This is a genomic window from uncultured Kordia sp. (assembly GCF_947496985.1).
Lineage (GTDB): Bacteria > Bacteroidota > Bacteroidia > Flavobacteriales > Flavobacteriaceae > Kordia.
The window spans coordinates 73867-99203 of record NZ_CANMEZ010000014.1 but is presented as its reverse complement, the minus strand read 5'-3'; the positions used below and the strand labels follow the sequence as shown (position 1 = coordinate 99203).

The 25337-nt window shown below is 31.8% G+C and carries 26 protein-coding genes and 1 tRNA gene; 21 read left to right on the top strand and 6 right to left on the bottom strand.

Features of this window, described 5'->3' with window-relative positions; genetic code table 11:
- Positions 1-190: 190 nt before the first annotated feature.
- The 15 genes from Q0828_RS24570 to Q0828_RS23470 all read left to right on the top strand — a co-directional run bounded on the left by Q0828_RS24570 (position 191) and on the right by Q0828_RS23470 (position 8304).
- On the top strand, positions 191-565 hold the full coding sequence (locus Q0828_RS24570) for a DUF5367 family protein (protein ID WP_366523627.1): 375 nt from the start codon (positions 191-193) through the stop codon (positions 563-565).
- 424 nt (positions 566-989) lie between these two features.
- A tRNA-OTHER gene (locus tag Q0828_RS23530) sits at positions 990-1096 on the top strand.
- Positions 1097-1112: 16 nt separating this feature from the next.
- On the top strand, positions 1113-1601 hold the full coding sequence (locus Q0828_RS23525; protein WP_298427612.1) for a hypothetical protein: 489 nt from the start codon (positions 1113-1115) through the stop codon (positions 1599-1601).
- 131 nt (positions 1602-1732) lie between these two features.
- Positions 1733-2269 (top strand): Crp/Fnr family transcriptional regulator, encoded by a 537-nt coding sequence (locus Q0828_RS23520; protein ID WP_298427609.1) that lies wholly within the window; start codon positions 1733-1735, stop codon positions 2267-2269.
- Positions 2270-2349: 80 nt separating this feature from the next.
- The gene (locus Q0828_RS23515) at positions 2350-2919 is read left to right on the top strand and encodes a DNA-3-methyladenine glycosylase I (RefSeq protein WP_298427606.1); all 570 of its coding nucleotides are present in this window, start codon (positions 2350-2352) and stop codon (positions 2917-2919) included.
- Positions 2916-3224, top strand: a complete 309-nt coding sequence (locus Q0828_RS23510) for a hypothetical protein (protein WP_298427603.1) — start codon at positions 2916-2918, stop codon at positions 3222-3224. The genes Q0828_RS23515 and Q0828_RS23510 overlap by 4 nt, the downstream gene beginning before the upstream one ends.
- 226 nt (positions 3225-3450) lie before the next feature.
- Positions 3451-4032 carry a YgcG family protein gene (locus Q0828_RS23505; protein WP_298427600.1) on the top strand — a complete coding sequence of 194 codons (582 nt, stop codon included), beginning with the start codon at positions 3451-3453 and terminating at the stop codon, positions 4030-4032.
- A 53-nt stretch (positions 4033-4085) separates the two neighbouring features.
- Positions 4086-4619: a TetR/AcrR family transcriptional regulator gene (locus Q0828_RS23500; RefSeq protein WP_298427597.1), complete on the top strand. Its 534-nt coding sequence runs from the start codon at positions 4086-4088 to the stop codon at positions 4617-4619.
- A gap of 68 nt (positions 4620-4687) precedes the next feature.
- Positions 4688-5101: a hypothetical protein gene (locus Q0828_RS23495; RefSeq protein WP_298427594.1), complete on the top strand. Its 414-nt coding sequence runs from the start codon at positions 4688-4690 to the stop codon at positions 5099-5101.
- A 542-nt stretch (positions 5102-5643) separates the two neighbouring features.
- The gene (locus Q0828_RS23490) at positions 5644-6096 is read left to right on the top strand and encodes a hypothetical protein (RefSeq protein WP_298427591.1); all 453 of its coding nucleotides are present in this window, start codon (positions 5644-5646) and stop codon (positions 6094-6096) included.
- An 18-nt stretch (positions 6097-6114) separates the two neighbouring features.
- The gene (locus Q0828_RS24565; RefSeq protein WP_366523626.1) at positions 6115-6333 is read left to right on the top strand and encodes a T9SS type A sorting domain-containing protein; all 219 of its coding nucleotides are present in this window, start codon (positions 6115-6117) and stop codon (positions 6331-6333) included.
- Between the two features lie 157 nt (positions 6334-6490).
- Positions 6491-6829 carry a hypothetical protein gene (locus Q0828_RS23485; RefSeq protein ID WP_298427588.1) on the top strand — a complete coding sequence of 113 codons (339 nt, stop codon included), beginning with the start codon at positions 6491-6493 and terminating at the stop codon, positions 6827-6829.
- Between the two features lie 182 nt (positions 6830-7011).
- Positions 7012-7323 carry an AraC family transcriptional regulator gene (locus Q0828_RS23480; RefSeq protein WP_298427585.1) on the top strand — a complete coding sequence of 104 codons (312 nt, stop codon included), beginning with the start codon at positions 7012-7014 and terminating at the stop codon, positions 7321-7323.
- A 30-nt stretch (positions 7324-7353) separates the two neighbouring features.
- Positions 7354-7749 carry a VOC family protein gene (locus Q0828_RS23475; protein ID WP_298427582.1) on the top strand — a complete coding sequence of 132 codons (396 nt, stop codon included), beginning with the start codon at positions 7354-7356 and terminating at the stop codon, positions 7747-7749.
- 21 nt (positions 7750-7770) lie between these two features.
- Positions 7771-8304 carry a VOC family protein gene (locus Q0828_RS23470; protein ID WP_298427578.1) on the top strand — a complete coding sequence of 178 codons (534 nt, stop codon included), beginning with the start codon at positions 7771-7773 and terminating at the stop codon, positions 8302-8304.
- A gap of 84 nt (positions 8305-8388) precedes the next feature.
- Here Q0828_RS23470 and Q0828_RS23465 read toward each other — a convergent pair whose 3' ends face one another.
- The 3 genes from Q0828_RS23465 to Q0828_RS23455 are packed head-to-tail and all read right to left on the bottom strand — an operon-like array spanning position 8389 to position 17651.
- Entirely contained in the window at positions 8389-9198 is an 810-nt protein-coding gene (locus Q0828_RS23465; protein ID WP_298427575.1) for a hypothetical protein, read from the bottom strand.
- On the bottom strand, positions 9198-15827 hold the full coding sequence (locus Q0828_RS23460) for an RHS repeat-associated core domain-containing protein (protein ID WP_298427572.1): 6630 nt from the start codon (positions 15825-15827) through the stop codon (positions 9198-9200). Before Q0828_RS23460 ends, Q0828_RS23465 begins: the two co-directional genes overlap by 1 nt.
- Positions 15828-15839: 12 nt before the next feature.
- Positions 15840-17651, bottom strand: coding sequence for a T9SS type A sorting domain-containing protein (locus tag Q0828_RS23455; protein ID WP_298427570.1), 1812 nt, complete (start codon positions 17649-17651; stop codon positions 15840-15842).
- Positions 17652-18190: 539 nt separating this feature from the next.
- Between Q0828_RS23455 and msrB the strand changes: the two genes are divergently transcribed.
- From msrB to Q0828_RS23435, 4 genes are all read left to right on the top strand, one after another.
- A complete protein-coding gene (gene msrB, locus Q0828_RS23450; protein ID WP_298427565.1) occupies positions 18191-18679 on the top strand; it encodes a peptide-methionine (R)-S-oxide reductase MsrB in 489 nt (162 codons plus the stop codon).
- Positions 18680-18751: 72 nt separating this feature from the next.
- Positions 18752-19327 (top strand): uracil-DNA glycosylase family protein, encoded by a 576-nt coding sequence (locus Q0828_RS23445; RefSeq protein WP_298427562.1) that lies wholly within the window; start codon positions 18752-18754, stop codon positions 19325-19327.
- A 96-nt stretch (positions 19328-19423) separates the two neighbouring features.
- Positions 19424-19894 (top strand): hypothetical protein, encoded by a 471-nt coding sequence (locus tag Q0828_RS23440; RefSeq protein WP_298427559.1) that lies wholly within the window; start codon positions 19424-19426, stop codon positions 19892-19894.
- Entirely contained in the window at positions 19891-20454 is a 564-nt protein-coding gene (locus Q0828_RS23435) for a DUF1572 domain-containing protein (protein WP_298427556.1), read from the top strand. Before Q0828_RS23440 ends, Q0828_RS23435 begins: the two co-directional genes overlap by 4 nt.
- A gap of 80 nt (positions 20455-20534) precedes the next feature.
- On the opposite strand, the gene Q0828_RS23430 is transcribed toward Q0828_RS23435, so the two are convergent.
- The gene (locus Q0828_RS23430; RefSeq protein WP_298427553.1) at positions 20535-20720 is read right to left on the bottom strand and encodes a hypothetical protein; all 186 of its coding nucleotides are present in this window, start codon (positions 20718-20720) and stop codon (positions 20535-20537) included.
- Between the two features lie 246 nt (positions 20721-20966).
- Here Q0828_RS23430 and Q0828_RS23425 point away from each other — a divergent pair, with 246 nt between their 5' ends.
- Both Q0828_RS23425 and Q0828_RS23420 read left to right on the top strand, forming a co-directional pair.
- Positions 20967-22643 carry a helix-turn-helix domain-containing protein gene (locus tag Q0828_RS23425; RefSeq protein ID WP_298427550.1) on the top strand — a complete coding sequence of 559 codons (1677 nt, stop codon included), beginning with the start codon at positions 20967-20969 and terminating at the stop codon, positions 22641-22643.
- A gap of 102 nt (positions 22644-22745) precedes the next feature.
- Complete coding sequence (locus Q0828_RS23420) at positions 22746-23030, top strand: hypothetical protein (RefSeq protein WP_298427547.1); 285 nt, start codon at positions 22746-22748, stop codon at positions 23028-23030.
- A gap of 343 nt (positions 23031-23373) precedes the next feature.
- On the opposite strand, the gene Q0828_RS23415 is transcribed toward Q0828_RS23420, so the two are convergent.
- Together Q0828_RS23415 and Q0828_RS23410 are read right to left on the bottom strand one after the other, a co-directional pair.
- Positions 23374-23928, bottom strand: a complete 555-nt coding sequence (locus tag Q0828_RS23415; protein WP_298427544.1) for a hypothetical protein — start codon at positions 23926-23928, stop codon at positions 23374-23376.
- Positions 23921-25144 (bottom strand): MFS transporter, encoded by a 1224-nt coding sequence (locus Q0828_RS23410; RefSeq protein ID WP_298427541.1) that lies wholly within the window; start codon positions 25142-25144, stop codon positions 23921-23923. The genes Q0828_RS23415 and Q0828_RS23410 overlap by 8 nt, the downstream gene beginning before the upstream one ends.
- Between the last annotated feature and the right edge of the window lie 193 nt (positions 25145-25337).

The window sequence follows — 25337 nt, the reverse complement described above, 5'->3', positions numbered from 1 at the left end:
GAGACGCTTCCGAAGTTCTACAAAACCTTCCTGCACGGCTGCGAGATGCTTCCGAAGTTCCACGAAACCTTCCTGCACGGCTGCAAGGACGTTTCAGGAATGTTTTATAATTCCCTATGATTCCACCTTTAGACCTTTGTTTCAATAAATAAACTATGGAAATGATGAAAACAATTAATCTTAAACATGCATTTTTACAGGTCTTTTAGTCTTTGTTATAGGTATTACTTTCTTTATTGGTTCTTACTATATACCACTACTTGAAAATCAAGCACTTCAATCCAGCCTTGTTTTAACAGTTGTGATAATTCCAGCAGCAATTTTAGGAGCTATATTTTACTATCGTAAAAGTAACCCTACTTATTGTTTGCTGCTCGGGTTGATACTCTTTCTAATAGCAGGTATTTTAGATACTTTAATTACAGTCCCCGTATTTATCATTCAAGAAAGCGGAAATCATTTTGATTTCTTTATAAACCTTTGGTTTTGGAGTATTGGTTTGAAATATGTGCTTTCGGTTTGGATATATAGCATATTGCGACCTAAACAAACTATAAGTATGTAATTGATTGCTTGCTTTTGTACTAAGTAAAGTTTCTGTATTACGAAAAACCTTATTGTGTATGTATGGTATTTGTTTTACATTTATGGAGAATAAGAGGAAATTGCTAAAATAAGTGTTCCTGTTATTTATTTAATTTAGTATTATAACGGGAATTCCTGTTATACATATGTTGTCTATAATGCTGAAAAACATCGTTCATTGAAAAAATATTCTCGAAAGAGATAAAAATCTTGATGCTCAAAGTTACTAAGTCTATTGACTTTACTATGCTCGTAATTAGAGTTAGTCTGTCGATAAATCCACAAAATTTATTAACATACACAAAAACGAAGATTATGAAAAAAATAGAACAGATTAACGGAATTCTGAAAAGAACAAAAATTATGAATTTTATAAAAAGTATAGTTTTAGGAGTCGCATTCGTGGAGAAGATGGTCTAACTTCTGATTATAAAGTATAGAAATAAATAGGTGCTTAGTGGCTATTCAAGACTGAATGCGTAGGCAGGTTCGATTCCTGCCTTCTCTACCATTCAAATATAAATTTTATGGAAATAGGACATTTCAAAATATCAGGACATTCAACAAAACGGAATTGGGCGGTTTACATTTTCGTGGCTACACCAAAAAATAAGTCTAAGAAAAACATTCTTTATGTAGGTAAAGTTGGCGATAATCGAGCTGGTAGCAATCCTGTAATTTCAAGAGTCGGAAATCATTTTTCTCATAATAAAATTCATTCTCAAATCCGAAACGCAATTCCCGATACAGAAAATTATGATTACGAATATTTTTACTGCCATTTTGACGAATACAATACAAAAAAAGACTTGTGGAAAAATGGTCGTGAAAAAACAAATGAACTTGAACGAGAATTAAACAGAGTTGTTCAAAAGAATATGAATAAAGCAACGTACGAATTATTAAATCCTTTTGGTGGAAAATCAGTTTCCAAAGCGGACAAAAAATATCGTGCGAAACTGCTATCGAAAGAAGAAAAGGAAATGTTGGAAAAACTATGTGCGAAAGCACTATAGACAACATTGTATATAAAAATAGCGCAAGTCATTGCTAACACTATGGTTTGGGCATTTTTGGAAAGTCGCCAAATTTTTAAATTTGACGATTTCCAATAGAAAAGATAAATAGTAAAATTTAAAAATTCGGCTTGTGTTTAACCCGAAAAGTAACAGCTTATTTTCAGCGCTACTTTTCATATACGGAGCCGTTATATACCATTATAAAACCAAACGAAATCAAAATAAAAAGAGGACAAGTACTTCAAAGAGCTGGAGAAATTAACACTAAGATTTACTTAGTCAAATCTGGCTTACTTCGGAGTTACATAATTGATTCAAAGGGGAAAGAACACATTTTTCTATTTGCCTCGGAAAATTGGATTATGACTGACAGTACGTCAAGAAATCTACCTTGCAAATTATTTATTGATGCTCTCGAAGATTCAGAGATAAAAATTTTTGAAAAAGGAAATGAGGAAAAAATAGAACTACAAAAAATTCTTAACCGATTAGAAGCCCTTCAGAACAGAGTTATAATGCTAATGAGTTCAACTGCTCTTGAACGTTATGAGCATTTTTTAAAAACCTATCCAGAAATTGTGCAGAGAGTGTCACAGCGAATGATTGCCTCTTATCTGGGTATTACACCAGAAGCACTTAGTAAAGTAAAAGGCAGGAAAGCTTAAAACCTTAATCTAGGTTAATGTTTTGATAGTTCAAATCCAATAAATTTGTGTCTTTAAACCTTAAGAAGATATAACACAAAATGAAAAAATGTATTTGGGCAACTAAACATAAACTTGAAGAAGAATATCACGACACAGAATGGGGAGTTCCTGTTTATGATGACAGGTTATTATTTGAATTTCTAATACTTGAAGGAGCTCAAGCAGGGTTGAGTTGGTTAACTATTTTAGTCAAAAGAGAGCATTATCGTAAAGTGTTTGACAATTTTGAAGCAGATAAAATTATAAAATACGACCAAAAAAAAATAGAAGGATTACTTAACGATAAGGGGATTATTAGAAATAAGTTAAAAGTTAATTCTGTAGTAACCAATGCTAAAGCCTTTCTAGAAATCCAAAAGGAATTTGGTAGTTTCTCTAAATTTATATGGGGATTTGTGAATGGAAAGCCTATTCAAAACAAATGGAGGAAATTTGAAGATATCCCTACTAAAACGGAAATATCTGACTTAATGAGCAAAACATTAAAGAAAAAAGGATTTAAGTTTATAGGAACCACTATTTGCTATGCTTTTATGCAAGCTGTAGGAATGGTAAATGACCACACAATTGACTGTTTCAGACATAACGAAATTAAAAATATAAAATGAATGTATTAGAAATTGTAAAATGGAAAGCGAAACCTAATGTTTCAGATAAACAAATGATTGATGCGATTAATGAAATGGTTCCTGATTTAAAAAATTTGGAAGGGTTTATCAATCAAACATTATATAAGGACGAAAATGACTATTGGATTGATATTTATTACTGGGATAACGCTGAAAATGCTCATTTATCAAATGAACGAATGTCAAAGAAAGAATCATTAAAAAACCTATTAGAATTAATTCAGACAGAATCTGTATCAATGAAAATATTAAAACCTTTACAAAGGGCTAATTTACCTACTTAAAGATGTTGATAAAACGCCATGCAACAGTGTGTAAAAAACATAGGGCGGTTTAGGCTTACTAATAGGGCTGTGCTTATTTGTTAAGTCATCAAATATAAAATTTGGCATTTTTCAACAAAGAAGATAAAAGCAAAATATTATATTTGGCTTAGTATCAATCCGAAACGTATCGCTTATCACCTGCCCTACGTTTCTTATACTGAACGTTGTATACAATAAGAGCGAAATGACAAAAAAAATAATAATTGGAATCAGCACGATAATTATTCTTCTTTTTTCAGGAACAATTATCTATCAAAATTATTTGATAGCACCTATTTCTGCATATCAATCTGAAAGTGTATGGAAAGAACACGAAAAGAAAATAAATTCCAAAAAAAGAATTGATTCAATAGCAAAATTTCCGAAACCAATAGGATATGTAAATGACTTTGAAAATATATTCACAACTGAACAACGAATAAAATTAGATAAAACAATTGGAAGTTTTGAAATAGAAACTACAAATGAAATTTCTATAGTTACAATTCAATCAATTGAGCCTTATAATAATATAAAAAAATACGCAACTGAATTGTCAAACGAATGGGGAATTGGGAAAGCGGAGAAAAATAATGGTCTTTTAATTCTTTTTAGTAAATCATTAGGAGAAATTCAAATTTCAACAGGAACAGGAACTGAAAAAATTTTGACTGACAAAATATGTAAAAAAGTAATTGACCAAATCATAATTCCTGAATTTAAAAAAGGAGAATTTCACAACGGAATTAAAAAAGGATTAGAAAAATTAATTACAGAATGGAAATAAAATTACTGTGTACAATAACGTGGCGGTAATTTCAGAAAAAAACAAACTGAGTGATGAAAAAACAGATTTTATGGATAGTAACAGGCTATAAAATTTGCTCTACAGATGGCTTTGGTGGATTAAAAATTGAACAGATTGCTAAGACTGTTGGAATCAGCAAATCATCCTTTTACCACTATTTTGCTAACATTGAATGTTTTATTGAAGACCTTTTAGACTATCATTTTGAGCAATGTGCTATACTAGCCAGTAAGGAGAACAACTGTAAACAAATACACCCAGATTTAATTAACATATTGGTGGAACATAAGACTGATTTATTATTCCATCGTCAACTTAGAGTTAACCGCATAAATGACCGAATCGGAAAAGCACTTGAGAAATCAAATCGCATACTGGGGAATTATGCAATGATGCTTTGGGCAAAAGATATAAACCATAACCTATCACAAAACCAGTTGGATGGATTATTTAAAATTGCCACAGATGATTTTTATATGCGGATTAATGAAAAGAACCTAAGTCATGAATATTTAAGTAATTACTTCAAAAATTTAGGGCAAACCACGAAACAACTTGTTGGGTAATTGTACGCTACCGACTAAACTTTCCAATTTCTCATTGCTAGCTTTGTTCAAAACAAAATATCAATGTTATGACAAAACAAATTCACAAGACATGGCTTAAGACTTCCGCTATTGCCGTATCAGCTTATGCATTACTTTTCTTTATTGGCTCAATTAAATCATTAAGAAAACCGATTGAAGTGGTTTTAGACCTTTCTGAATGGCCATTTGACGGGCTTCAGAATTATGATGCTCAAACTACTGTTCTTCTTTCGGCAATTTTAGGTGGGGTAATGTTTGGGTGGGCGATATTAATTTGGTTATTATCTAACATCTATGAAAGAGAATCCGAATCGATTAGAAAAGCTGTTGTCATTAGTTTAATGACTTGGTTCATAATCGATAGTTTAGGTTGTATTCTTTCAGGAAATGTTAGCAATTCAATAACCAATATCGCTCTCATACTTGTTTTGGTTGGGCCACTGTGGAAAAAAGCTAAATAAAGACTACCGCCAACAACGTTTATAAAACGTTAGCAAACATTGCTCATTCGGTTCAAAAAAAAGTGTAAATTTTTAAAAATCAAACTTGTGATTTTAATTTTTATTAAAAAAAATCCTACGTAAAATTTGCCTTCTAAAAGTCTTTTAATATAAAATACAACTCATTGAATCGATCAATTGGTTCAAATTAGTGTAATTCTAAACTACTGTAAAAAATTGACTTTCTAAACGAAATCTAAACACTAAAAGTTCAGAATATGGTAAGGTAAAACTCTTTAGATGCATTGACTTTTTGTACGATAAATTTAAACTTTGCGAATAAAAACAATAAAAACTATTTGGTATTTTGAGTTTGTTCAGACAATTTAAAAATCACCAAATGTAAGTATATCTGTACATATTTTACTATATTTACGTACGTTATTTTTAATATAAATTTCATGAAAAAACAGTTACTTTTTACTTTAATTTTTTTAAAAACAATCTTTATTGTTTCAGCGCAGTCAAATACATTAACTTTTACTGGTAATAATAGTACTGCAGTGACAGAAACTTTTCAATTTGGAACCAATGCAAATATTTATGCACTTTCAGGCACCGATTTTAGTAATCGTCCTTCGTTTATCAGATACAATACAGCGGTAGCTAGTGGAGCTCCAGTTAGTGAAACTATGGGATTTAATACTACTGGTAGTAATGTTAATGGAACTATAACATATAGGTATAGAAAAAGAGCTGCTAATACTGCAACAGTAACTATTATTATTCCAGGACAAACAGATGTGTCTTATGTTTTACCTGACACTTCTGTGGACGATGGTGATATTAATATTCTAACAGATAAAAATCTAGAATACACTACAATTATTCCTTTATCTTCTACTGTAACTAATGTAACATTTAGAATTGATGAAATGGCACAGAATGGATCTTCTGATATTCGTTTTAGACTTTACGATGTTAAAGTTAATGGACAAGCTACATTATCCATATAAGATGTTGATACTCAAGAAATAAAAATCATTGCTTATCCTAATCCTGTAACAAATAGCTTTCAAATAAGTTCTAATAACAGTATTGAAAATGTAAAATTATATAATATTACTGGCCGTTTATTAAAAACATTTAACGAAAGAGTTCATTATAACATTAGTGATTTAGTTGCAGGAATATACTTTGTTAATATTAAAACAGATTTAGGTTCTAAAGTATTTAGGCTTATAAAAAAGTAAAGCTAGTGGTTAAATAGATACTTCTAGTTAAATATATAAACGTTAGTTAACACCAAATATAATTTATTGTTAGTTCTAACCCACATCTGAAGTAACTAAAAAACAAAGTAACTACTCATAACCGAGACCGTTAATAAGCATTTGAGAAAAACATAAAATGGAGAAAGTTGAATTGTATAATCGGACTCTAAAAATTGACGGAAATGAATTTGAACTAGAATACAATATTAAACAAGTTCGAATAATAAATAATTTAGCAGTTGTGATTTATAAGTTTGACGAAAACGGACCAAAGCACGGACAATTTAAAAACTGTAAAGCTTTTGATGAAAATGGAAAATTGATTTGGATAGCTGAACATCCTACGAATACGTCAGCTGACTTTTATATTGAATTCAAGGAAGGAACTGAAAATCAGATTTGGAATTTTTGTGGTTTTCTTTGTACGCTCGACTTTGAAAATGGTAAATTGAAAAAATCTGAATTCACTAAGTAATCTAAAGTTTAGCCAATAGTAGAATAAGAATAGATATAGTGTCTTAGTAGATACTAATTTTATACATTTATACTATCAGTTTTACAGACATGTCATTCTACACATTAAAAATACAAGAGTTAAAGCATCGTTGTTTTTCCAATGAAAAGCAGATATCCACTGTGATTAGCATTAAAAACTATATGGATACGAATTATGAAACCAATGTAAATTTAGATGCTTTGTCTCAAACTAAATTTGTTTCTAAATACCATTTGTTGCGCTTGTTTAAAAAATATTATGGACAAACACCCAAACAATATTTGATTGATAAACGCCTTGAAAAATCGAAAGTGCAACTAAAAAATGGCGTTTCAGTTACAGAAACTTGCTTTGCCGTTGGTTTTGAAAGTGTCAGTTCTTTTAGTACCTTATTCAAAACTAGAACAGGAAAGTCGCCAAGTGTATATCAAAAAGAGCAACTTTCGAGAAGTGAATTCCATGAAGAATTCTGAACTTTGACCTCATCCTAAAGTATAGCACATATGAAAGTTACTCTCATTAGTATTCCAGTCTTAGATCAAGAAAAAGCCTTAAAATTCTACACAGAAAAACTGGGTTTTATCAAAAAGAAAGACATGCCATTAGATGGTGGCAACCGATGGATTACACTTGTTTCCAAAGAAGCACAAGATGGTCCTGAAATTTTATTAGAACCTGCTCCACTCCACTTTGAACCTTCTAAAGTATTTCAAGATGCATTGATGGAAGCTGGAATTCCATATACACAATTTGATGTGGAAAGTGTAGACGCTGAATATGAGCGTTTGACAAAACTTGGTGTAACATTTAGCGTACAACCAACTGTTATGGGCACCTTTAAATTTGCCGTTTTCAACGATACCGTTGGAAATAATATGCAGATCGTGGAAATGCAATAATCACAATAAATACTTCAATAGATGCAAAGAATCATTCCTATCCTCATTTTAGCGTTGCTTGCTATTAGTTGTCAAAATTCAAAAAACAATCTCAGTAACGATGAACTGGATACTTTACAGATACAACTTGATAGTTTACAACAGATATTTAACGAACAAGTGAATAGCCTACCGAAAGGACAAATTAAAACGTTTTTGACATTTCAAGATAATAATGCCGAAGAAGCCATGAACTTCTACATTGAATTGTTTGAAAACTCAAAAGTAACAAGTGTCCAAAAACATGGCAAAGAAGGAACGATTATGTTTGCTACATTTGAGCTAAATGGAAGTTTATTTGCTTGTAGTGATAGTTATATAAAACACGAATGGGATTTTACGCCTGGTGTTTCTATTTTCGTGGAATGTAAAACAGATGAAGAAATTGAAAAGTTAGCGACAAAACTAGCCGAAAACGGTAAAGTATTGATGCCTATAGCCAACTATGGATTCAGTACAAAGTTTACTTTCATTGAAGATCAATTTGGCGTAAGTTGGCAATTGAACTTAAATTGACACTTGCAGTTTCCACTCACTTTATGAAATAAAAAATCCTGCCATTACAGCAGGATTTTCGTTTGTTTGTATCAATGATGTATTTTATTCTTCAACTTTAAACGTTACTTTTTGATTTTCCGTATGTTTCGTTTTTTTGAATGCTGCTATTTTTTTTGCGAACTGTTTGTCATGAATAAAAGCGAGTTCAATTTCTTTAAAGTAGGTATTGATTTCTACAAATTCAGGTTGTAAGCAATTGAAAAACTGTTCATATGATTTTTGATCAATTCCTTTTTCTTTACATATCATCTTGATAGCATATATCATATTATTTTTTATGATAAAATACGTATCTATTCCTTCTATGAAGAAGACAAAATGTTTCTTTTCTAATTGTTCTTTGTACGCATATATGTCTGTAACCTCAGCAGGAAGTCCTGTTATTACTTGATTTGTATGAAGTAATAGCGTATTTTCAAAAAAACTAAATTCATCAAACTGTTCGTTCAAATTTATAGGCGTTTTATACACAGAATTCACTGTATGATTACTTAGCAATATATCTCCTGTATAGATGTTGATTACTTGATTTTCGTACTGATTTGTAAAATCTATAGCATCAATAATATTTGTAAGTGTTGCATAATCTATATTTTCTTTTTTTAAGCTAAATATAGGGCAAGAGTACATCGCTAATTGTGCTTTCTTATAATTGTAAGCAACAAGCGATTTTCCATACTTTTTTAAAACGCTGTCCGAAATTTTTGCTACTTCATCATATTTTTCATCAATATAATTTGAAGCATACTTTTGATAGTTTTTGAGTTGTATGGTAATCACTGTATTCGTTTTTTGTGCTGTACAGTTTGTAAAAAACAGTACAGCACAAATTACAATTATTTTATTTTTCATCATTTTCCAATACTAAACATTTGATAAACTTTGCTTACGCTTAATCTTTGAGGGCTAAAATAGTTAGGATCCATTATATACACACGGAATTTAGAGAAATCTGCCAAATATTTTATTTTGGTTACTAAACTTGCGTGTCCTCCAACACCATTATTAAATCCTACTTGTACTATTTTATTTGCTTTCATTTGGTTGTAAATCCAGTTTAAACTTGTTGGTTTGTTAGAGAAAGCCCCTGTAAAGCTAGTTGTTTTATACCCAGCTGACTTATAGAAACCTTCTAAGTTTCCTGATAGCATTTTTAATTTTTTCGTTCCCGAATTGGTCATACTTAACCATTTTGCATTAATTTTTTCTTGTCCTGTTGTACTAAAATATTTGTCTACAGACAATTTACAAGAATAAGTACATCCAAATTCTCCTGCTTGTTTTGTGTATGGAATTTTCATATCAAATTCATAATCCCATTTGACACCTGCATCAAATTCAGAGAACGAAGAGGTTTCTAAAGTAAATCCTGAACCTGTAGTGATTTCATGCCATTTTTGACCACTCCAAAATTCTCTACCATTTTTAACAGCTCTAATTCCGCCAGTGACGCCTCCAATAGCTCCGCCAAGCAAGCCACCAATAGCTCCTGCTTTTAAACCAGACATAATACCGGCACCAAAGCTAGCGCCATTCATCCAAGCATTACCAACTCCACCAACAAAACCACCAGCAAAGCCAGCTGCGGCACCAACTGCGGCTCCGCCCCAGAAACCAACAATACTAGATGCTGCATTTCCGAAAAAGCCTGTTGTGACGGTGGAACTTAAGGCGGAGTTGAGAAAGGAGCCCGCGACCAGATTTCCTACACCTGCTCCAATACCACCAGCAATACCTCCTATGAGAGCTCCTAAAAGTATATCGCCTAAATCACCACCTTGTATGGCTGCAGAAACACCTCCAATGATGGCTCCTATAGCTACGGCAAACCAAAAGAACTCTCCACTAGGATCTACAATAACTAATGGATTGTTCCATGCGTATCCATAACGATTGAAACTTTGTGTATTATATGGGTCCTGAATGAAGTTATCTGGCGATAGAAAACGTCCCAACTGCGCATCATACATTCGCCCATTCATATGGATGAGCGTTACTTCAAAAAAGTGTTCGTGTCCAGTAAAACCTCTACCTATTAATGATTCATGATCAAATTCAGTTGTAGCGTTTCCTTTTTTAAAAGCATCCGTGAGTCCCCAAGCACCAAATTGACGCTGTTCTCGTATACTAGTAGATGAATCAGAAATTGCAAGAATACTTCCCAGATAATCTCTATGTAGATACATATACTCATTAACATTACCACTTGGATCTCCATCTATTTTAATGTGAGTGATAGGAGCTGTATACGCATCACCACCTATATATGTAACAATTTTTGTACTTCCATTTACATTGTCAGACACCATTTCTACAGGGATGATACTTGAATATTGTTTGTGATATCTTCTATCCGTTTTATTTTCATCTAAACCACCATAAAACGAATGTGTACGATTCATCATAGGACCATATTCAAAACTTACGCGTCCTTTTTCTTCTTCAAAAATCTCAACAGGACTCTTGAAGGCATTGTAAGTGATTTGTTGTAAACTATGTTGTTGATAGTATAAGTCTCCTTGATTATTTAAATCGATATTTGCAAGTTGATACATATTAGCACTCGCATAGTTGTAATCTCCAACAAATGAATTGTTCGTAATTCTACCTCGGTTGTCATATGCTTTGGTATGCGCAGCTGGACCACTTATTTCCGTTAATCGATCTAAGTTATCATGTGTAAAGCTTTCATTCCAATTTGTAAAAGCATAATTTTTTCGACTGTTTAAAATACCACGTTGTGTATCAAAACTGTAATCCATTTTTAAAGCTTGAACGCCACCAGTTGTGTTTACTTTATCTGTGATATTAGTTAAGAAACCATATTGATCGTATTGCTTGGTTTTTGTAATGCCATTTCCTAATGTTATGTTTAAAATTTGACTTCTAGCATTTTCATCATTTACCTTCCAAAGTTGACTATTGGTATTGTAATCCCTTATTTCTGTTAGAATACCAGCAGCATCATAGAGACTTTTTGTTTTTACATTACTATTAGTTCCCGAACCTAAATGATTGGTAATATAGTTTTCACTTGCGACTCTTCCATAGGTATCAAATGTCATTCGTTTTTCATAACTTCCTGTCTCTGTAGTTTCTTTGATTTTATTTAAACGTTTATAACTATCATAGTAATAATTGTATGTGTAGTTAGCGTATGTACCACTTCTACTATTTGTACCATTAATAATATTTAATAGCTTAGTACTACCATCATATAAATAATTTAATGATAAGTTTGTCTGATCACCGTTTATTGTTTTTGTGTCTAAACGACCAAATGCATCATAGGCATATGTAGTAATCCCTTTTGGAGTTGTTTCTTCTATAATATCTCCTAAAATATTGTATTCGTATGTATAAGTTCCTGCGGAAGGGTCAGTTAATGATGCTTTTCGTCCCCATCCATCTATTGTTACAGAAACAGCATGACTACCGTAGTTTGCTGATTTCATCTCTCCATTCCCATGGTATTGATACGAAATAGTTCCTCCAGAATCCTGTACAGAAACTATATTACCCGAAGCATCTTTTGTTGTTGTGATTGTTTTAGTTCCATCATCAACGGTAACTGAGAGTCCATTATACGTTGTACTTATTTGTCTTCCAGTAAACGAGGTATTTGTTATTTGTCGCCCATATTGATCATAATAAACACGACTCCATTGTGTTGGATTACTTGTACTAAAATACGGTTCACTTTCTCTAGTTTTCCTTCCCGCTACATCGTATTCAAAACGCTTTTGTATCCATTTGTTGTTGAGACCTAATTTCTTTCTTTGTACCATCCAACTCAAGGCATTATAATATATTTTTTCATCTTGCCCTTGTGGATAATCTATTAATTTTGTTTGACACCAGCCTATTCCAGAAACATACTCTTTGTTATAAGTATACGTAGTCTCTTTATTTAAGTAATCTGTTTCTTTTGTTAAGCGTTGCCAACCATCAAATTCATAAGAAGTTGTCAGCCCGTAAGGTGATGACATAGACGTCATGTTACCTGTAGTATTATTATAGGTAAATGTAGTTTCTAAGCCCAGTGCATCTTTACTTATAGTCATAAAACGACCGCTTGCATCATATTCATATTCTTCTACTCTATTGGCTATGCCCGAACCACTTATGGTCTTTTTTGTCGTATTTCCAAATACATCATATAGGAAACTTTCCGTAAGCCAAGGTGTTCCATTCCCTTTCTTTTTATTTTGCGTAACAAGGTTATTACTATAGGTAAAATTAGCTTCGGCACTAAATGAATTTCCATTTAATACATTGACTTCAGTCTTTTTAGTAGGACGTCCAATATGGTAATACTGACTTGTGGAGCTAGGATTGTTAGAATAGAGGTAACTTATTGTTTTTGAACCTCCTGAAAATGTAGTATTAATAGACAGCGGATTTTTATACGTATCATATGTATAGGTTTCCGTAGAACTTATTCCTTGCAAGCCATCCTCATTTATTATTTGAGTTGGTACATTAATAAATACTTTATTTGAAAGTAGTTGTGTTGAATAAGTATAGGTTGTTTTACTTGCAAAACTAGACGGTACATAGCCTGAAGACGACGTAGAAACCCATCGTTGGGTTATTGCTGCTCTATTTTGCATATCGTGTTTGGTTACATTCCAAAGCTGTCCTACATCATCTCCAAACCAGTTGGTTTTTTTGAAATCTTGGAACCCTAAGAATCCGAGTCCTTCTGCATGAGAAACAGCTCCTTTATATTGAAACATTTGTCTTTTTGTATGTCCTGACCCTGTTTGCTTCGCTTCTTTAACCACTTTTAAAGATGGCGCCACATTGATATTGACAAAAGGGTAGTTTTCATTATAATCTGGATAATAGATATTTGTTGAATATGGTGATGAGGTACTTTCAACTCCAATACGTTCGTAGAAAATCTCTGTTGAAATGCCATTGTTATTAATTCTTTTAAGAGACGTATCTTTTTTACTATCTCTTCTAAACTCATATGTGTGTACATTATTCCCATCAATGTACGCATACTCTAAGTTACTATTTGTTGCCTTAGCTTCTAAAAATAATGGAATACCAAATTTGGTGACACCATTGTTTACTGCTAATGAATTTGTGGTTAGTTGAAAAGATGGTGTACTATCACTACTATTCTGTTTGTTTGTATATAATTGTAATCGATCACTAACTACACTATACGAAGAGTATGGTGATACTACTTCATGTTTTAAAATGTCCGATTTTCCATCGCCATTATAATCCTGTGCTATGTAATGATATTCATATAAAGGATTGCTCATTGAAACACCATTTACATTTTTTGATCCATTATGTACATAGTTTTCTTTGTATAAAATTCCAATACTTTTTGAATAGTAATAAATATTAGTCCCTCTGGATAAGTAAAAACGCCATGTAGAACTATTGTTTGCTGATGGCTGTGTGAAATCAGTTTTTCCATCTCCATTATAATCTCCAAGTAAGATAGGTTTGTCTTTATCTAGATAACTAGATGATAAGTATGCTATTTGAACCAATTGATTGGAAGAATTCATTGAATATACTCTAACCAATCCATCTCTAAAATGCATTAAATCAGTTTTCCCGTCTCCGTCAAAATCCATCCCAAATAGTTTGTCTGAACTGTCTTGAATACGATACGCTAACGAACCAATATTAACAGCACTGGAACTTGCCGTACGTTTTAAATCAACAAAATACACTTCAGAGTTTCCTTGAGAAACAGATTGATTTTCACATTCGCATTCATCATAGCCATAATCATCGTATGGATCATACACTTCGTAGCAAACTGTTCTGTAATACTTCTTAGGAATGGCTAAGACATCCGTTAATCCGTCTCCGTTAAAGTCTCCATTAATATATGCTTTTGGAATTTTTCGATCTTCATTCCCTACATTTCCTCCATAATCACAATAATCTATCGGACTAGGTCCTATTGGAAAGTTTACAAATTTATCATACTGTAAAACAGGTCCATATGCAGCCATCGCAAAGGTTCTAAAACGTACTGTAGCATTAGAACTATTGATTGTTTCTCGTGCTGTAGTTACTCCTTGTTGCGATAAAACTTTACCATTCCATGATAAGATCGTACTTGCAAAAACATCATCAAACTTTTCTGTATTTACAGCATATCCAAGTGAAATACCTGAACCATAATCATCAAAGATATCCATGAATACATTGAGTTTATTTCTGGAATTTTTATGGTACGTAATGAAGTCCATTTTTCCATCACCATTAAACTCTCCAACGGCAATTCTATCTGTATTGTAATTGATTCCTGGATAGATATCTAAATTATTTCCATCTCTTGTAACACCACTTGAAGAGTATTCATACGAAAATGTGATTGGTGCAAATGATTGATTTGAACCATTATATTCTCGAATAGAAGATATACGTTGGTATCCCAATGAAGTTGTATTGTGTGTAATTTGGTACTTTCTATATAACTGTCCAGCACTTTTTACTTCAATACGATCTAGAATATTTGATCGTTTAAATGTAATTCCTTGGATATAAGAAATCTCTGGGCGTGTTCTGGTTTTATAATAAAAATAAATATCATTTGGAGGTGTTGTTCCTGCTCTCGATCCATATCGTATTCTATTAATACGCAACAAGTTATTACTTTGAGAGTAGTTATATTCAATATAATTCCCTTGCGGGTCTTGACGTTTATATAACGCCCATTCCAGTCTTCCTCTAGAAGAACCTGCGTTTCCGTACCAAGCGCGTGTTCCATCAGGATAAAAAACTATAAAATAGGATGGTCCATATGAAGATCCGTACGAAGAAGTTCCGTAAGCTTTAATCTTCATATTTGAATACATTTCTGTTTGATATTCTGAACCACTTGCTCCGTAACTTCCCGACTTTAACATAAGTCGTTGCCCGTCTAAAGCAAATCTATCTTTATTATCAAAATCTACTCCATCAATAAATCCGTCATGGTATTTTGTAGATGGAATTCTTGTGATAGTTGACAAACCAGCAATGTTCCACCCCCAACCTGCAAGTCCGTTAGAAGCTTGACTACTAAATGAAATGGCTACATTGGGAGCAATATCTTTAATCCCAGGTGGTAAACTTAATGGCACACTATACGCAGCACCTCCTGTTAACGAAACCGCAAATTCGTCAGAAGTAGTTCCTGCTGATACAGTTGGTACTACAGGTGGATCTATTGGATCTATTGGATCTATTGGATCTATTGGATCGATAGGGTCTATTGGGTCTATGATATCTATACAATCTCCTGTAATTAGATCTATTATACACGGTTCATCATAAAGTCTATTCTGTAATGCATTGGTATTTTTCACCTTGTCATTTTTGGTCACTTTAATCTTTTCAAAATCCATTTTTACTGAATTGGATGGATCTTCCAGAAGTTTATCAGGAGTTTGTGCCAAACCAACAAATCCTATAAAAAGTAATACGAAGCTTATATAATATATTTTTAGTTTCATTGTTCTCGCTGTTTAGTTTTTGATAATTTGTTCGTTTGCTACTGCCCCATTGGTAAAGTGCATGTGAATAAAATAAATTCCTGACGGCATAGTGCTCAAATCTATTTGCATTTGATTGATCGGACTGCTAATGTTTATTTTCTTAACAAGAGCTCCATTTGCACTGTATATATTTATAGAATTGGTTAAGTTGAAGTCTTTCCCTGAAAGTTGAATGATTACCTTACCATCTGTAGGGTTTGGGAATATTGTATGTTTCACATCGCGTATATCGGCTTCAGCTTCCGTTTCTTCTCCTGGTAATTCAATACCAGTTTGCTCAGCAACCACTATTCCTTGCTCCTCTTCCATTTTAACACCTTTTTCTTCAATTGATCTATTAGAAGGTGCAACAGGAGAACAAAATCCATCTTCTTCACAATAAAAACGTTGTTTTTGATTCCCCGCAACATCATAACTAAAGATAAGCGTCGAATTTTCATTAAGATGCAATAATTCTTGAATTGAAGGTTCATTTCCTGTGATTGGGTCAATACGTGGTTCCCAGAAATATTGGCGATCAGTAGTATTGGTATCATAATAAAGATATGATCGATGCCTAAAAGAAGTAACTGTATTTTTTTGCTTGTAATCCGTTATAGTTGACACTTCTTCGCCAGTAACACCATCATAAATACGTCCCAAATTCACCGTTGAAGAATAACTACTCTTATGTAAATAACCTACAACTAAATACCATCTATTTAATTTCGGCAAATCTCCATACCAGAAATACGGATTTGAGTTATACGTACCATTGAGTTTTAACGAACCACTATTATTAGCATTAAAACCTAAATAAGAAGTACCGTTTGTAGAGTTTGTTTTTTTTAACCAAACACTAAATCGATAAGTTGTATTATGATTGGTACCACTGATCCAATCTGTATTCCAACCACCATCAGCATTGCTTGAACTATCATTTCCTCCTTTCCATAGTACGACTTCTTCTCCTATATGATTCCTTCCTAGCTCTCTACAATTTTCATCAGTTGTACCATTAGGCGCAAATCCTGATACAGCGCCACATCCAACTGCCCAAGATGATGTGTTTAAAAGATTTGTATCTGCTCCATCTAAACCAAGTAGACTTGTAATTGAAGGTTCTTCACCATCAACCATTTCCATACGTGGAGCATAAAAAAATTGCCTATCTGAAGTATTTGTATCATAGTATAAATATGCTCTATGTCTTAGTTTTGTTGTAGAAGCGGCAAACTTAAAGTCCGAGATATTTACAACTTTAGATCCTGTAACAGGATCGTATATTCCTCCATAACTTAAGTTTGAATTATAATTACGTCCATGTACATACGCAACAAGCATGTACCATTTATTAAGCTGTGGCAAATCGCCAACCCAGAAATAAGGATTAGCCCTAAGATTTCCGCTCAAATTCAAAATAGAATAATCATACATTGTTGTGTCAGAGCCACTTTGCCATTGTTGACAACCAAAGTAAGTACTTCCATCATTTGAGTTTGTTTTTTTTATCCAAACAACAAGTCGATAGGTTTCTGTATTATCTATTGGTACATAGCTAGCGTTCCATCCGCCGTCGGCATCGCTTGCACTATCATTCCCGCCTTTCCACAAAATTGAGGAACCACCGAAAGGATTGGTGCCAAATTCTCGGCTATTTTCGCTAGTAGCCCCATTCTGACTAAAACCTGAAACAGAACCGCTACCAACAGTCCAGGTTGAAGTATTTAATAAGTTTTGTGCTTTAGTTAAAGAGGTGCAAAACACAAAAACAAGTAGCATAATTAGTAGTCTTAGCTTCATATTTTTTTATTTAAACGTGGTATAGTTTTCATATCAAGTTAAATAAAATATATATACAATCTTTCGCTTTACTCCTCAAAAACAGAGAGTTTACAATAATTTAAAGATATTTATGGTTTTACCGTAACAGCAGTATAGGAAACATATTGTTGTGAAAATAGTATTGTTTCAAAATTTAAGATTCCTCCCACATTTTGTTAAATATTTATTCACTTACTAATTACAATTGATCCTATTTAATTCAAGTTTTATTTCTTTTTTAAATTATCTATATAGTTATCTTTCCTGTTAACACATATAGAATTTAAGCTATTGTTCAAATTGTATTAAGATTTCATAACAAACTACTTATAAGAGAAAAACAAACTAACATTTTATTATATGTACAGTGTATATAGCAATCAAAAATTTTATGTTGATTGCTACAGTATAAAAATTTCATATTTCAATATTCCGTAATGATTGCATTTTTGTTTCGACAGAACACTTGTGTAAAAAATCGTATTTTTAGAGAACAAAAATTGACTTAAGAAGAACATATGAAAAAGATATTTTTAGTTGCTGTAATTGGATTATTATTTAGTTGTAATTCATCTGCTCAAAAGAAAGAAGCCACTTCCAAAAAACAAGAAACATTTAAGGTTACAAAAACAGAAGCTGAATGGAAAAAAATACTAAGCCCTGAAGCTTTTTATGTACTGAGACAAGCTGGAACCGAACGCTCTTTTAGTAGTGAACTAAATAAAAACTACAAAAAAGGAACGTATCATTGTGCAGGTTGTAATACACCATTATTTAAAAGTAAAGACAAGTTTGATTCTGGAACAGGTTGGCCAAGTTTTGATCGTGAAATTGAAGGAAATGTATCTTTTTCTACAGATTATGACATCGGATATGCACGTACCGAAGAACATTGTGCTACTTGTGGTGGACATTTAGGTCATGTATTTAATGATGGACCAAGAAAAACAACAGGAAAAAGGCATTGTATTAATGGTGTTTCCTTAAAATTTGTTCCTGAGGAATAGATTATTAAACTGCTACGGCGTTTTCGCTTTTCGCAGTGATGTTAACGAAACATTTTTCAAACAAAAAAATATATGGAAAATTTATTAGATGAGATATTGGGTTGTACTATTTGTAAAGATCATTTGCCACTTGGTGTTAATCCTATTTTGTCTGCGCATGAATCGTCTAAAATTATTTTAATTGGACAAGCGCCTGGTTTGAAAGTACATCAGAATGGTATTCCATGGAATGACATGAGCGGGAAACGACTTAGAAAATGGTTAAATGTTTCTGACGATGTTTTTTATGATGCAAAGAATATTGCCTTAATTCCTATGGGATTTTGTTATCCTGGAAAGGGAAAATCGGGCGATTTGCCTCCTAGAAAAGAATGTGCTGAAGCTTGGCACAAACAATTACTAGCAAAGATGGAAAAAGCCAAATTGGTGTTACTAGTTGGGCAATATGCACAAAAATATTATCTACAAGAAAAAGCTAAGAAAACACTAACGGAAACCGTTTCAAATTACGAAAGTTATCTTCCAACATATTTTCCATTACCACATCCATCACCTAGGAATCGTTTTTGGTTGAGCAAAAATCCTTGGTTTGAAGAACAAGTGATTCCAAAGTTACAGACAGAAATTGCTAGATTATTAGGTAACTAGACTTTATGGATTGTTAACATATTAGTTTTCATTTAAAATTTAGAATTCAACATTTATAATTAAATACAAAATATATCTTTTCTGTATATTTACTACATGGAGAAACGCTATTTTGTTTTAAGAAAAGGCTATTTGAATATTAATGAAGAATTTTTCTATTTCAGTGATCATGGAAATTGGGAAACTTGTGAAATATTGGAAGAAACTGAAAATCCTAAGTTGACTTTTTCCTATATTTTTGATCACATTCTATATGTGACTGTTGCATTGGCTATATTAACCATAATCATGTATTTCTTAACGGGAAAATTGGAAATAATTTACAGTGGTTTATTGATCGGATCGGTAATTCACCTTTTTCAAAGACGTTATAAAATTTCACAATTTAAAATTCCTGTACACAAAATAGAGCGTATTCATGTTGTTTCTGACACAGTGGATATTACGTTTTCTAATAGTAAAAATGAGCAAGTTGTTCATACTCTTCAATTAGATGATACTGTAGAAACTGAAGATCTAAAAAGCTATTTGAAAGCCTATTTTAATCAAAAAATCTACGTCTCATGAGTTCTGTTTCTGAAAATTATTTAGAAAGTACACGCAAACAATTTGCCTATTATAAAAGTGTTGGTGATAAAACTTTTGCCCAATTACGGGAAGAAGATATTCATTGGCAACAAAATGAAGATAGCAACAGTATTGCTATAATTGTAAAACATATTGTTGGCAATATGTTGAGTCGTTGGACAAATTTCCTTACGGAAGATGGTGAAAAGGAATGGAGACATCGTGATACAGAGTTTGAAGCTACCTACAAAACGAAAGCCGAAATGATTACCGCTTGGGAAAAAGGTTGGAATTGTTTGTTTGATGCAATTAATCCATTACAACCTAAAGATGTTTCTCGTATTATTTATATTCGAAATCAAGGACATACTGTTTTGGAAGCTATCACACGTCAATTATGTCATTATCCGTATCATATTGGACAATTAGTCTATGTTGCTAAATTAATTCGTGGTGAACAATGGACATCGTTGTCTATTCCAAAAGGACAATCTTCAACCTATAATAAAGACAAGTTTAGTAAAGAAAAAGGTAAACGACATTTTACGGAAGATCTTTAAACTTTTATAATTGAGATTATAGAGAAAAGCGAACTTAAGCTCGCTTTTCCATAAAATTTATACTTGGAAACTAAATCCTCCTAATAACATCCTAAACAAGTTACTTGATCTGTTCGACTAAGTGGTTCTTGACATGAATTTGTTCTTTCCGGAGCAGGACAGCCACAGCGTGTCAATCCGCTAAGTCCTCCTCTAATTTCTATACTTTTAAAGTTTGAAATAAATTTCTTGTTTAGTTTAAGTGATTTTAAATTTCTTTTTTTCATCTTTTTATGTTTTGAATTAATACTTATTGAAAGTGTCTAAATTTGAATTCTCCTTGTAAGATTTTCACAAGTTCATTTAGTTTTTGCGCAAATACACTTTCTATTTCTGCTAACGAAGTACATACATTTTCATACACAATTCAACAAAAGAAATGTTCATTTCCGTGAATTGAACTAAAAGTTCTCCTTTGTTCAATTTATTATTTTACACGATATGGATATATTAGCATTACCAAAAAATCATATATGTTTTCGTATCGATATTTCTTGATCATTCTATGTTTTAGTTGCACTCTTTACGGACAACAAGCAACAGATTCACTCACACGTGCATCATTTAAAGAATTAGAAACACAAATTGCAGCAAATACGAAGAATCCTGAAATATATCAAACCTATACCAATGCTTTTTTTAATCGCGCGAAAGCGAAAAATGATAGTTTACGTATTGGAAAAGGGTTTTACTTTCTACGAAAAACGACTTCCGATTTCACAAAAAAAATTCAATATTTGGATAGTGCAATTTTGTATACCAAAAACTTAAAACATGAAGAATTTCCTGCACACTTCTATTTAGCAAAAGGAACACTATTTTATTATGAAAATGACTATGCTAAGGCTTTAGATAATTATTTACTTGCTGAAAAAACGCTAAAGAACAGACATAATGTTTTTTATTACGATGCCAAATACAATATTGGTTTTATGCAACGTACTATTGGTGATTATGAAAGCGCCGAGCAAACGTTTTTGGATTGTTTAGAATTTGAATCAACCAAAAATGTACGACATGATATTTTGTTTCAATTATCAAGCATATATTATGAAAGTGGTCAGCATGCAAAAGCAACAGCAATGAATACAGAAGGCATTGCATTAACGCTAAAAAACGAACAATTGCCTTTGTATTATCATTTTGTAGTGAATGAAGGTATTAATTTATCAATTAGTGGAAATCATCTTGCAGCTATAGATAGTATTGAAAAGGCATTGCCAAATTTGCACAAATTAGATCAACTTATTGGTGAATTTTATGTTGGAAAAAGTTATGATGCCATTGGTAAATCTGAAAAAGCTTTGTATTATTTTAGAAAGATTGATACTGCTTTTTCAAATGAATCGGATATTTTATTACCACTACGTGAATCGTATGAGTTTTTGATTAAAAATGCCAAGCAAAAAGATGATAAAACCCTGCAATTATATTATACAAATAGATTATTAAAACTTGACAGCATTCATCATTTACAATACAAAGAATTATCGCAAACTATTGTAAAAGAATATGATATTCCGCGATTGTTAGATGAGAAAGAAACCTTAATTGTAAACTTAACGGAAGATTCTAAACAAACCAATCAGAAACTTCGATGGAGCATTGGAATTGGTGCTTTTATTAGCATTTTAGGACTTTTAATTCTGTTTTATTATTATCGATTGCGAATACAATACCAAAAGCGTTTTGATGCAATTATTTCTCAGCAAGAACGCTACAAAATAGAACAAAAAGAAAATATTCCTGACACAAAAGATACTCTTGAAAATTCTGTTGAATTAGATGCTAGTACGACAGAAACCATTTTGGAACGATTGCGCATGTTTGAAGTTAAAAAACTGTATTTAACCAATCAAATTTCATTACATGAAGTTGCCAAAATTGCACAAACAAATTCTAAATATCTTTCCAAAATTATCAATTCACATAAGAATAAAACTTTTACCAATTACATCAACGATTTACGTGTAGATTATACTATTGATCGCATTCAGAATGACGAAATGTATAAAAAGTATACTATTAAAGCCATTGCTCAAGAAGCTGGTTTTACCAATTCTGGCGCTTTTTTGAGAGCATTTCAAAAGAAAACGGGTTTGAAACCTTCTTACTTTATTAAAAAAGTACGTGCTACTGAGGAAAAATAATGTTCAATTCACGGAATTGAACATTATTTTTCATTTATATTTTTAGTGAGTTAGCGAACAATCTGTAGTTTTAGTTATTGAATTTTTTAATTATACGTACTCATGAAAAAGCAACAACGAAAGTTACACTTGACCAAATCAAAAATTATACATTTTAAAACACTTCATCTCTTTGGAGGAACAGATATTACAACAAATCCATATAATAATGTTACTATTATTGAAACCGACTGTCCTAATACCTTACATATGAGTTGCTATGAAGCTACTTGCTCCACACATGGAAGACCGCGTACAAGAGAGGATTCTCCTTGCGGAAATACAACAGGTTATAGTTTACAATCTAATAATGATTGTGTTGTAGGCTCTGTTAATTCTAATTGTTAATCTTATTTAAAAGATGTAAAATACTAGAAAGTTTACATCTTTTAACCTTTTCATGTTTATCTAAGTATGATTTTGTCAATTTTACAGCTTTAGCACCACTTGGAATATAAGTTCCAAATATTAGTGGTGTTTCAAATCAGTTTGTAGTCAACAGAGCATTTACGATACTACTTCATGATATTCAAAGCAAGTATATTGAAGGACGTTTTGAGATTTCTACAGAACCGTTTTCAACTCTAGGAACTGGAAGTTATGACATAACAGCTAGTCCATATATAAATGCTTTTTTCGGATGCTTTTGACCTGTGATTTTTTGCATAGTTTAATTTAGAAATTCTTTTATTTAATTAGATCTTATACGCTTTATCCAAGTATAATCATATACACTTGCATCAATGAATTGCTTTTCACCAGTTTGTTTATGAATGATTTCATTGTAATCGTGATCTTTAAAGAATGGACTTTTAAATAGTTGATGTGTATCAAATCCTAAAAATTCTATCTTTCCAACAACATGTGTAAATTTGTATGTATTTGCTAGTTGTTTCTTTTCCAAAATGTAGTTTCCAATACTATTACATAAAGCTGCATAACCTACACAATGTGCTTTTTGCGTTTCAAAATTGATATTCGGATTGTTTGAAGTTTCTTCTAATTTAAACTTTAAATGTTTTGCCGTAAGCTTCAAACTACAATTAATAATAGCATCAATAGTTAGTTCTTTTCCTGCTATTTCTTTTTCAATGGTTTTGATAAGTTTTTGATTGGTAATTGCATAGTCTTTTCTTGTATCAGTTTTAGCATAATTCACTAGTTTTTGATATAAAAACCCCTTAAATACGAATAACAAAACAAAGGCGATTAAGATATTTTTACTGTATTTTTTGAATTTATCCATTCGTCTTTGAGATTTTTTTCCCAAAGAAAAAGCCTAAAAACAACATGACTGTAATTGCTATAGAAATGCTTAATCCAACATACGTACTTAATGAAGGATCATTATTAAACAAAAATGAAGTTATAGGATTTACAAGATACACTATAGCTCCTATAAGACTAGCAAGCAAAGCCATTATCGTTGTTAGATATTTAGGATTTGTGTACCGTGTAATTATAGAAAAAGTTATCACTACTATGTATATTTCTGCTAAACTGTAAAAGAATATTCCGCTGAATAAGTAAACTATATTTTCTTGAAAATTACCTATAGATATTTGAGAAAACTGAAATAGTGCCAGCGATCCAAAAAGAAATCCTAATGCAATTTTCAAAAATTGAGATCGATGAAATTTTAACCAAATACCGCCAAATATAATTAGTAGGGGAATTAAAAAAACAGCATCAATATAATCTAGTATTTCTTTTGAAAAATATGCGCTTAACTGACTCATAAAGCTTTCATCAGCTCCCAACATATACCTAGATGTTCCAGACATCTCATACAATGCCCAAAAAGCTACAGAAGTCACCATAGCAATTACAATATAGAGTATAGCATAACTTGAAGCACTTTGTTGATTGTATTGAAGTTTTTCATCTGTTTCAGATATTGCAAATGATACTAAAGCTGTTAGTAAATATAATACTCCTGCAAATCCAAATCCAACAAGGAATCCAAAGGAATCACTTATGTATGCAAATAGTAAAACACCAATGAAAGCACCTATATTTACAACTAAGTGATAAAGCGAAAAAGCTGTGTCTAAATATTGTTTATCATTGTAATATGTCTTTCCATACGCAGCTAACATATTAGGTTTTAAAAATCCAGAGCCCAATGTCAAAAATAGTATTCCTAAATACATCATATTGATGTTTGGGATACAAAAAAGTACACACCCTAAAACTGCTACTATTCCTCCAATTAGGATTGATTTTTTATTCTTTAATACAAAATCTCCAAAAATTCCTCCTAATAATTGTGAAAAGAGTAAGAAGATTAACATGTATTGGTAAATAGTGATTGCTTCATAATGTGCTATTTGAAGCGTTTCACCAATCATATATAATATCAACATTGAACGAACTCCATAATAACTAATGCGTTCTAATAAAACTGAAACTATGATCACAAATGTATTGTTAACTCTTTTTTGTTCTAAACAGTTTTTCATAAAATACCTTATTCGTACAATTCTCAAGATATAGTTTTTCTAAGTGTTGTGAAAATGAAATTTATATCCTTTTTTAAAATACTGTTTATGTACTAAAATATTGGTAGTATTTTTTTGTATTTCGTTTCAAAACAACTTCTTTTTCTTGAAAATGTTCTATAAAAAAGAAGCTGACTAAAAAGTTGAATTTTCG

What these genes read in the sequence shown, in the direction of transcription:
- Q0828_RS23460 (WP_298427572.1), bottom strand. Translation starts at nt 15,827, where the DNA reads ATGAAACTAAAAATATATTATATAAGCTTCGTATTACTTTTTATAGGA.
- Q0828_RS23515 (WP_298427606.1), top strand. Translation starts at nt 2,350, where the DNA reads ATGAAAAAATGTATTTGGGCAACTAAACATAAACTTGAAGAAGAATAT.
- Q0828_RS23495 (WP_298427594.1), top strand. Translation starts at nt 4,688, where the DNA reads ATGACAAAACAAATTCACAAGACATGGCTTAAGACTTCCGCTATTGCC.
- Q0828_RS23480 (WP_298427585.1), top strand. Translation starts at nt 7,012, where the DNA reads ATGGATACGAATTATGAAACCAATGTAAATTTAGATGCTTTGTCTCAA.
- Q0828_RS23435 (WP_298427556.1), top strand. Translation starts at nt 19,891, where the DNA reads ATGAGTTCTGTTTCTGAAAATTATTTAGAAAGTACACGCAAACAATTT.
- Q0828_RS23525 (WP_298427612.1), top strand. Translation starts at nt 1,113, where the DNA reads ATGGAAATAGGACATTTCAAAATATCAGGACATTCAACAAAACGGAAT.
- Q0828_RS23455 (WP_298427570.1), bottom strand. Translation starts at nt 17,651, where the DNA reads ATGAAGCTAAGACTACTAATTATGCTACTTGTTTTTGTGTTTTGCACC.
- Q0828_RS23475 (WP_298427582.1), top strand. Translation starts at nt 7,354, where the DNA reads ATGAAAGTTACTCTCATTAGTATTCCAGTCTTAGATCAAGAAAAAGCC.
- Q0828_RS23425 (WP_298427550.1), top strand. Translation starts at nt 20,967, where the DNA reads ATGTTTTCGTATCGATATTTCTTGATCATTCTATGTTTTAGTTGCACT.
- Q0828_RS23410 (WP_298427541.1), bottom strand. Translation starts at nt 25,144, where the DNA reads ATGAAAAACTGTTTAGAACAAAAAAGAGTTAACAATACATTTGTGATC.
- Q0828_RS23485 (WP_298427588.1), top strand. Translation starts at nt 6,491, where the DNA reads ATGGAGAAAGTTGAATTGTATAATCGGACTCTAAAAATTGACGGAAAT.
- Q0828_RS23440 (WP_298427559.1), top strand. Translation starts at nt 19,424, where the DNA reads ATGGAGAAACGCTATTTTGTTTTAAGAAAAGGCTATTTGAATATTAAT.
- msrB (WP_298427565.1), top strand. Translation starts at nt 18,191, where the DNA reads ATGAAAAAGATATTTTTAGTTGCTGTAATTGGATTATTATTTAGTTGT.
- Q0828_RS23510 (WP_298427603.1), top strand. Translation starts at nt 2,916, where the DNA reads ATGAATGTATTAGAAATTGTAAAATGGAAAGCGAAACCTAATGTTTCA.
- Q0828_RS23430 (WP_298427553.1), bottom strand. Translation starts at nt 20,720, where the DNA reads ATGAAAAAAAGAAATTTAAAATCACTTAAACTAAACAAGAAATTTATT.
- Q0828_RS23470 (WP_298427578.1), top strand. Translation starts at nt 7,771, where the DNA reads ATGCAAAGAATCATTCCTATCCTCATTTTAGCGTTGCTTGCTATTAGT.
- Q0828_RS23415 (WP_298427544.1), bottom strand. Translation starts at nt 23,928, where the DNA reads ATGGATAAATTCAAAAAATACAGTAAAAATATCTTAATCGCCTTTGTT.
- Q0828_RS23445 (WP_298427562.1), top strand. Translation starts at nt 18,752, where the DNA reads ATGGAAAATTTATTAGATGAGATATTGGGTTGTACTATTTGTAAAGAT.
- Q0828_RS23420 (WP_298427547.1), top strand. Translation starts at nt 22,746, where the DNA reads ATGAAAAAGCAACAACGAAAGTTACACTTGACCAAATCAAAAATTATA.
- Q0828_RS23465 (WP_298427575.1), bottom strand. Translation starts at nt 9,198, where the DNA reads ATGAAAAATAAAATAATTGTAATTTGTGCTGTACTGTTTTTTACAAAC.
- Q0828_RS23505 (WP_298427600.1), top strand. Translation starts at nt 3,451, where the DNA reads ATGACAAAAAAAATAATAATTGGAATCAGCACGATAATTATTCTTCTT.
- Q0828_RS23500 (WP_298427597.1), top strand. Translation starts at nt 4,086, where the DNA reads ATGAAAAAACAGATTTTATGGATAGTAACAGGCTATAAAATTTGCTCT.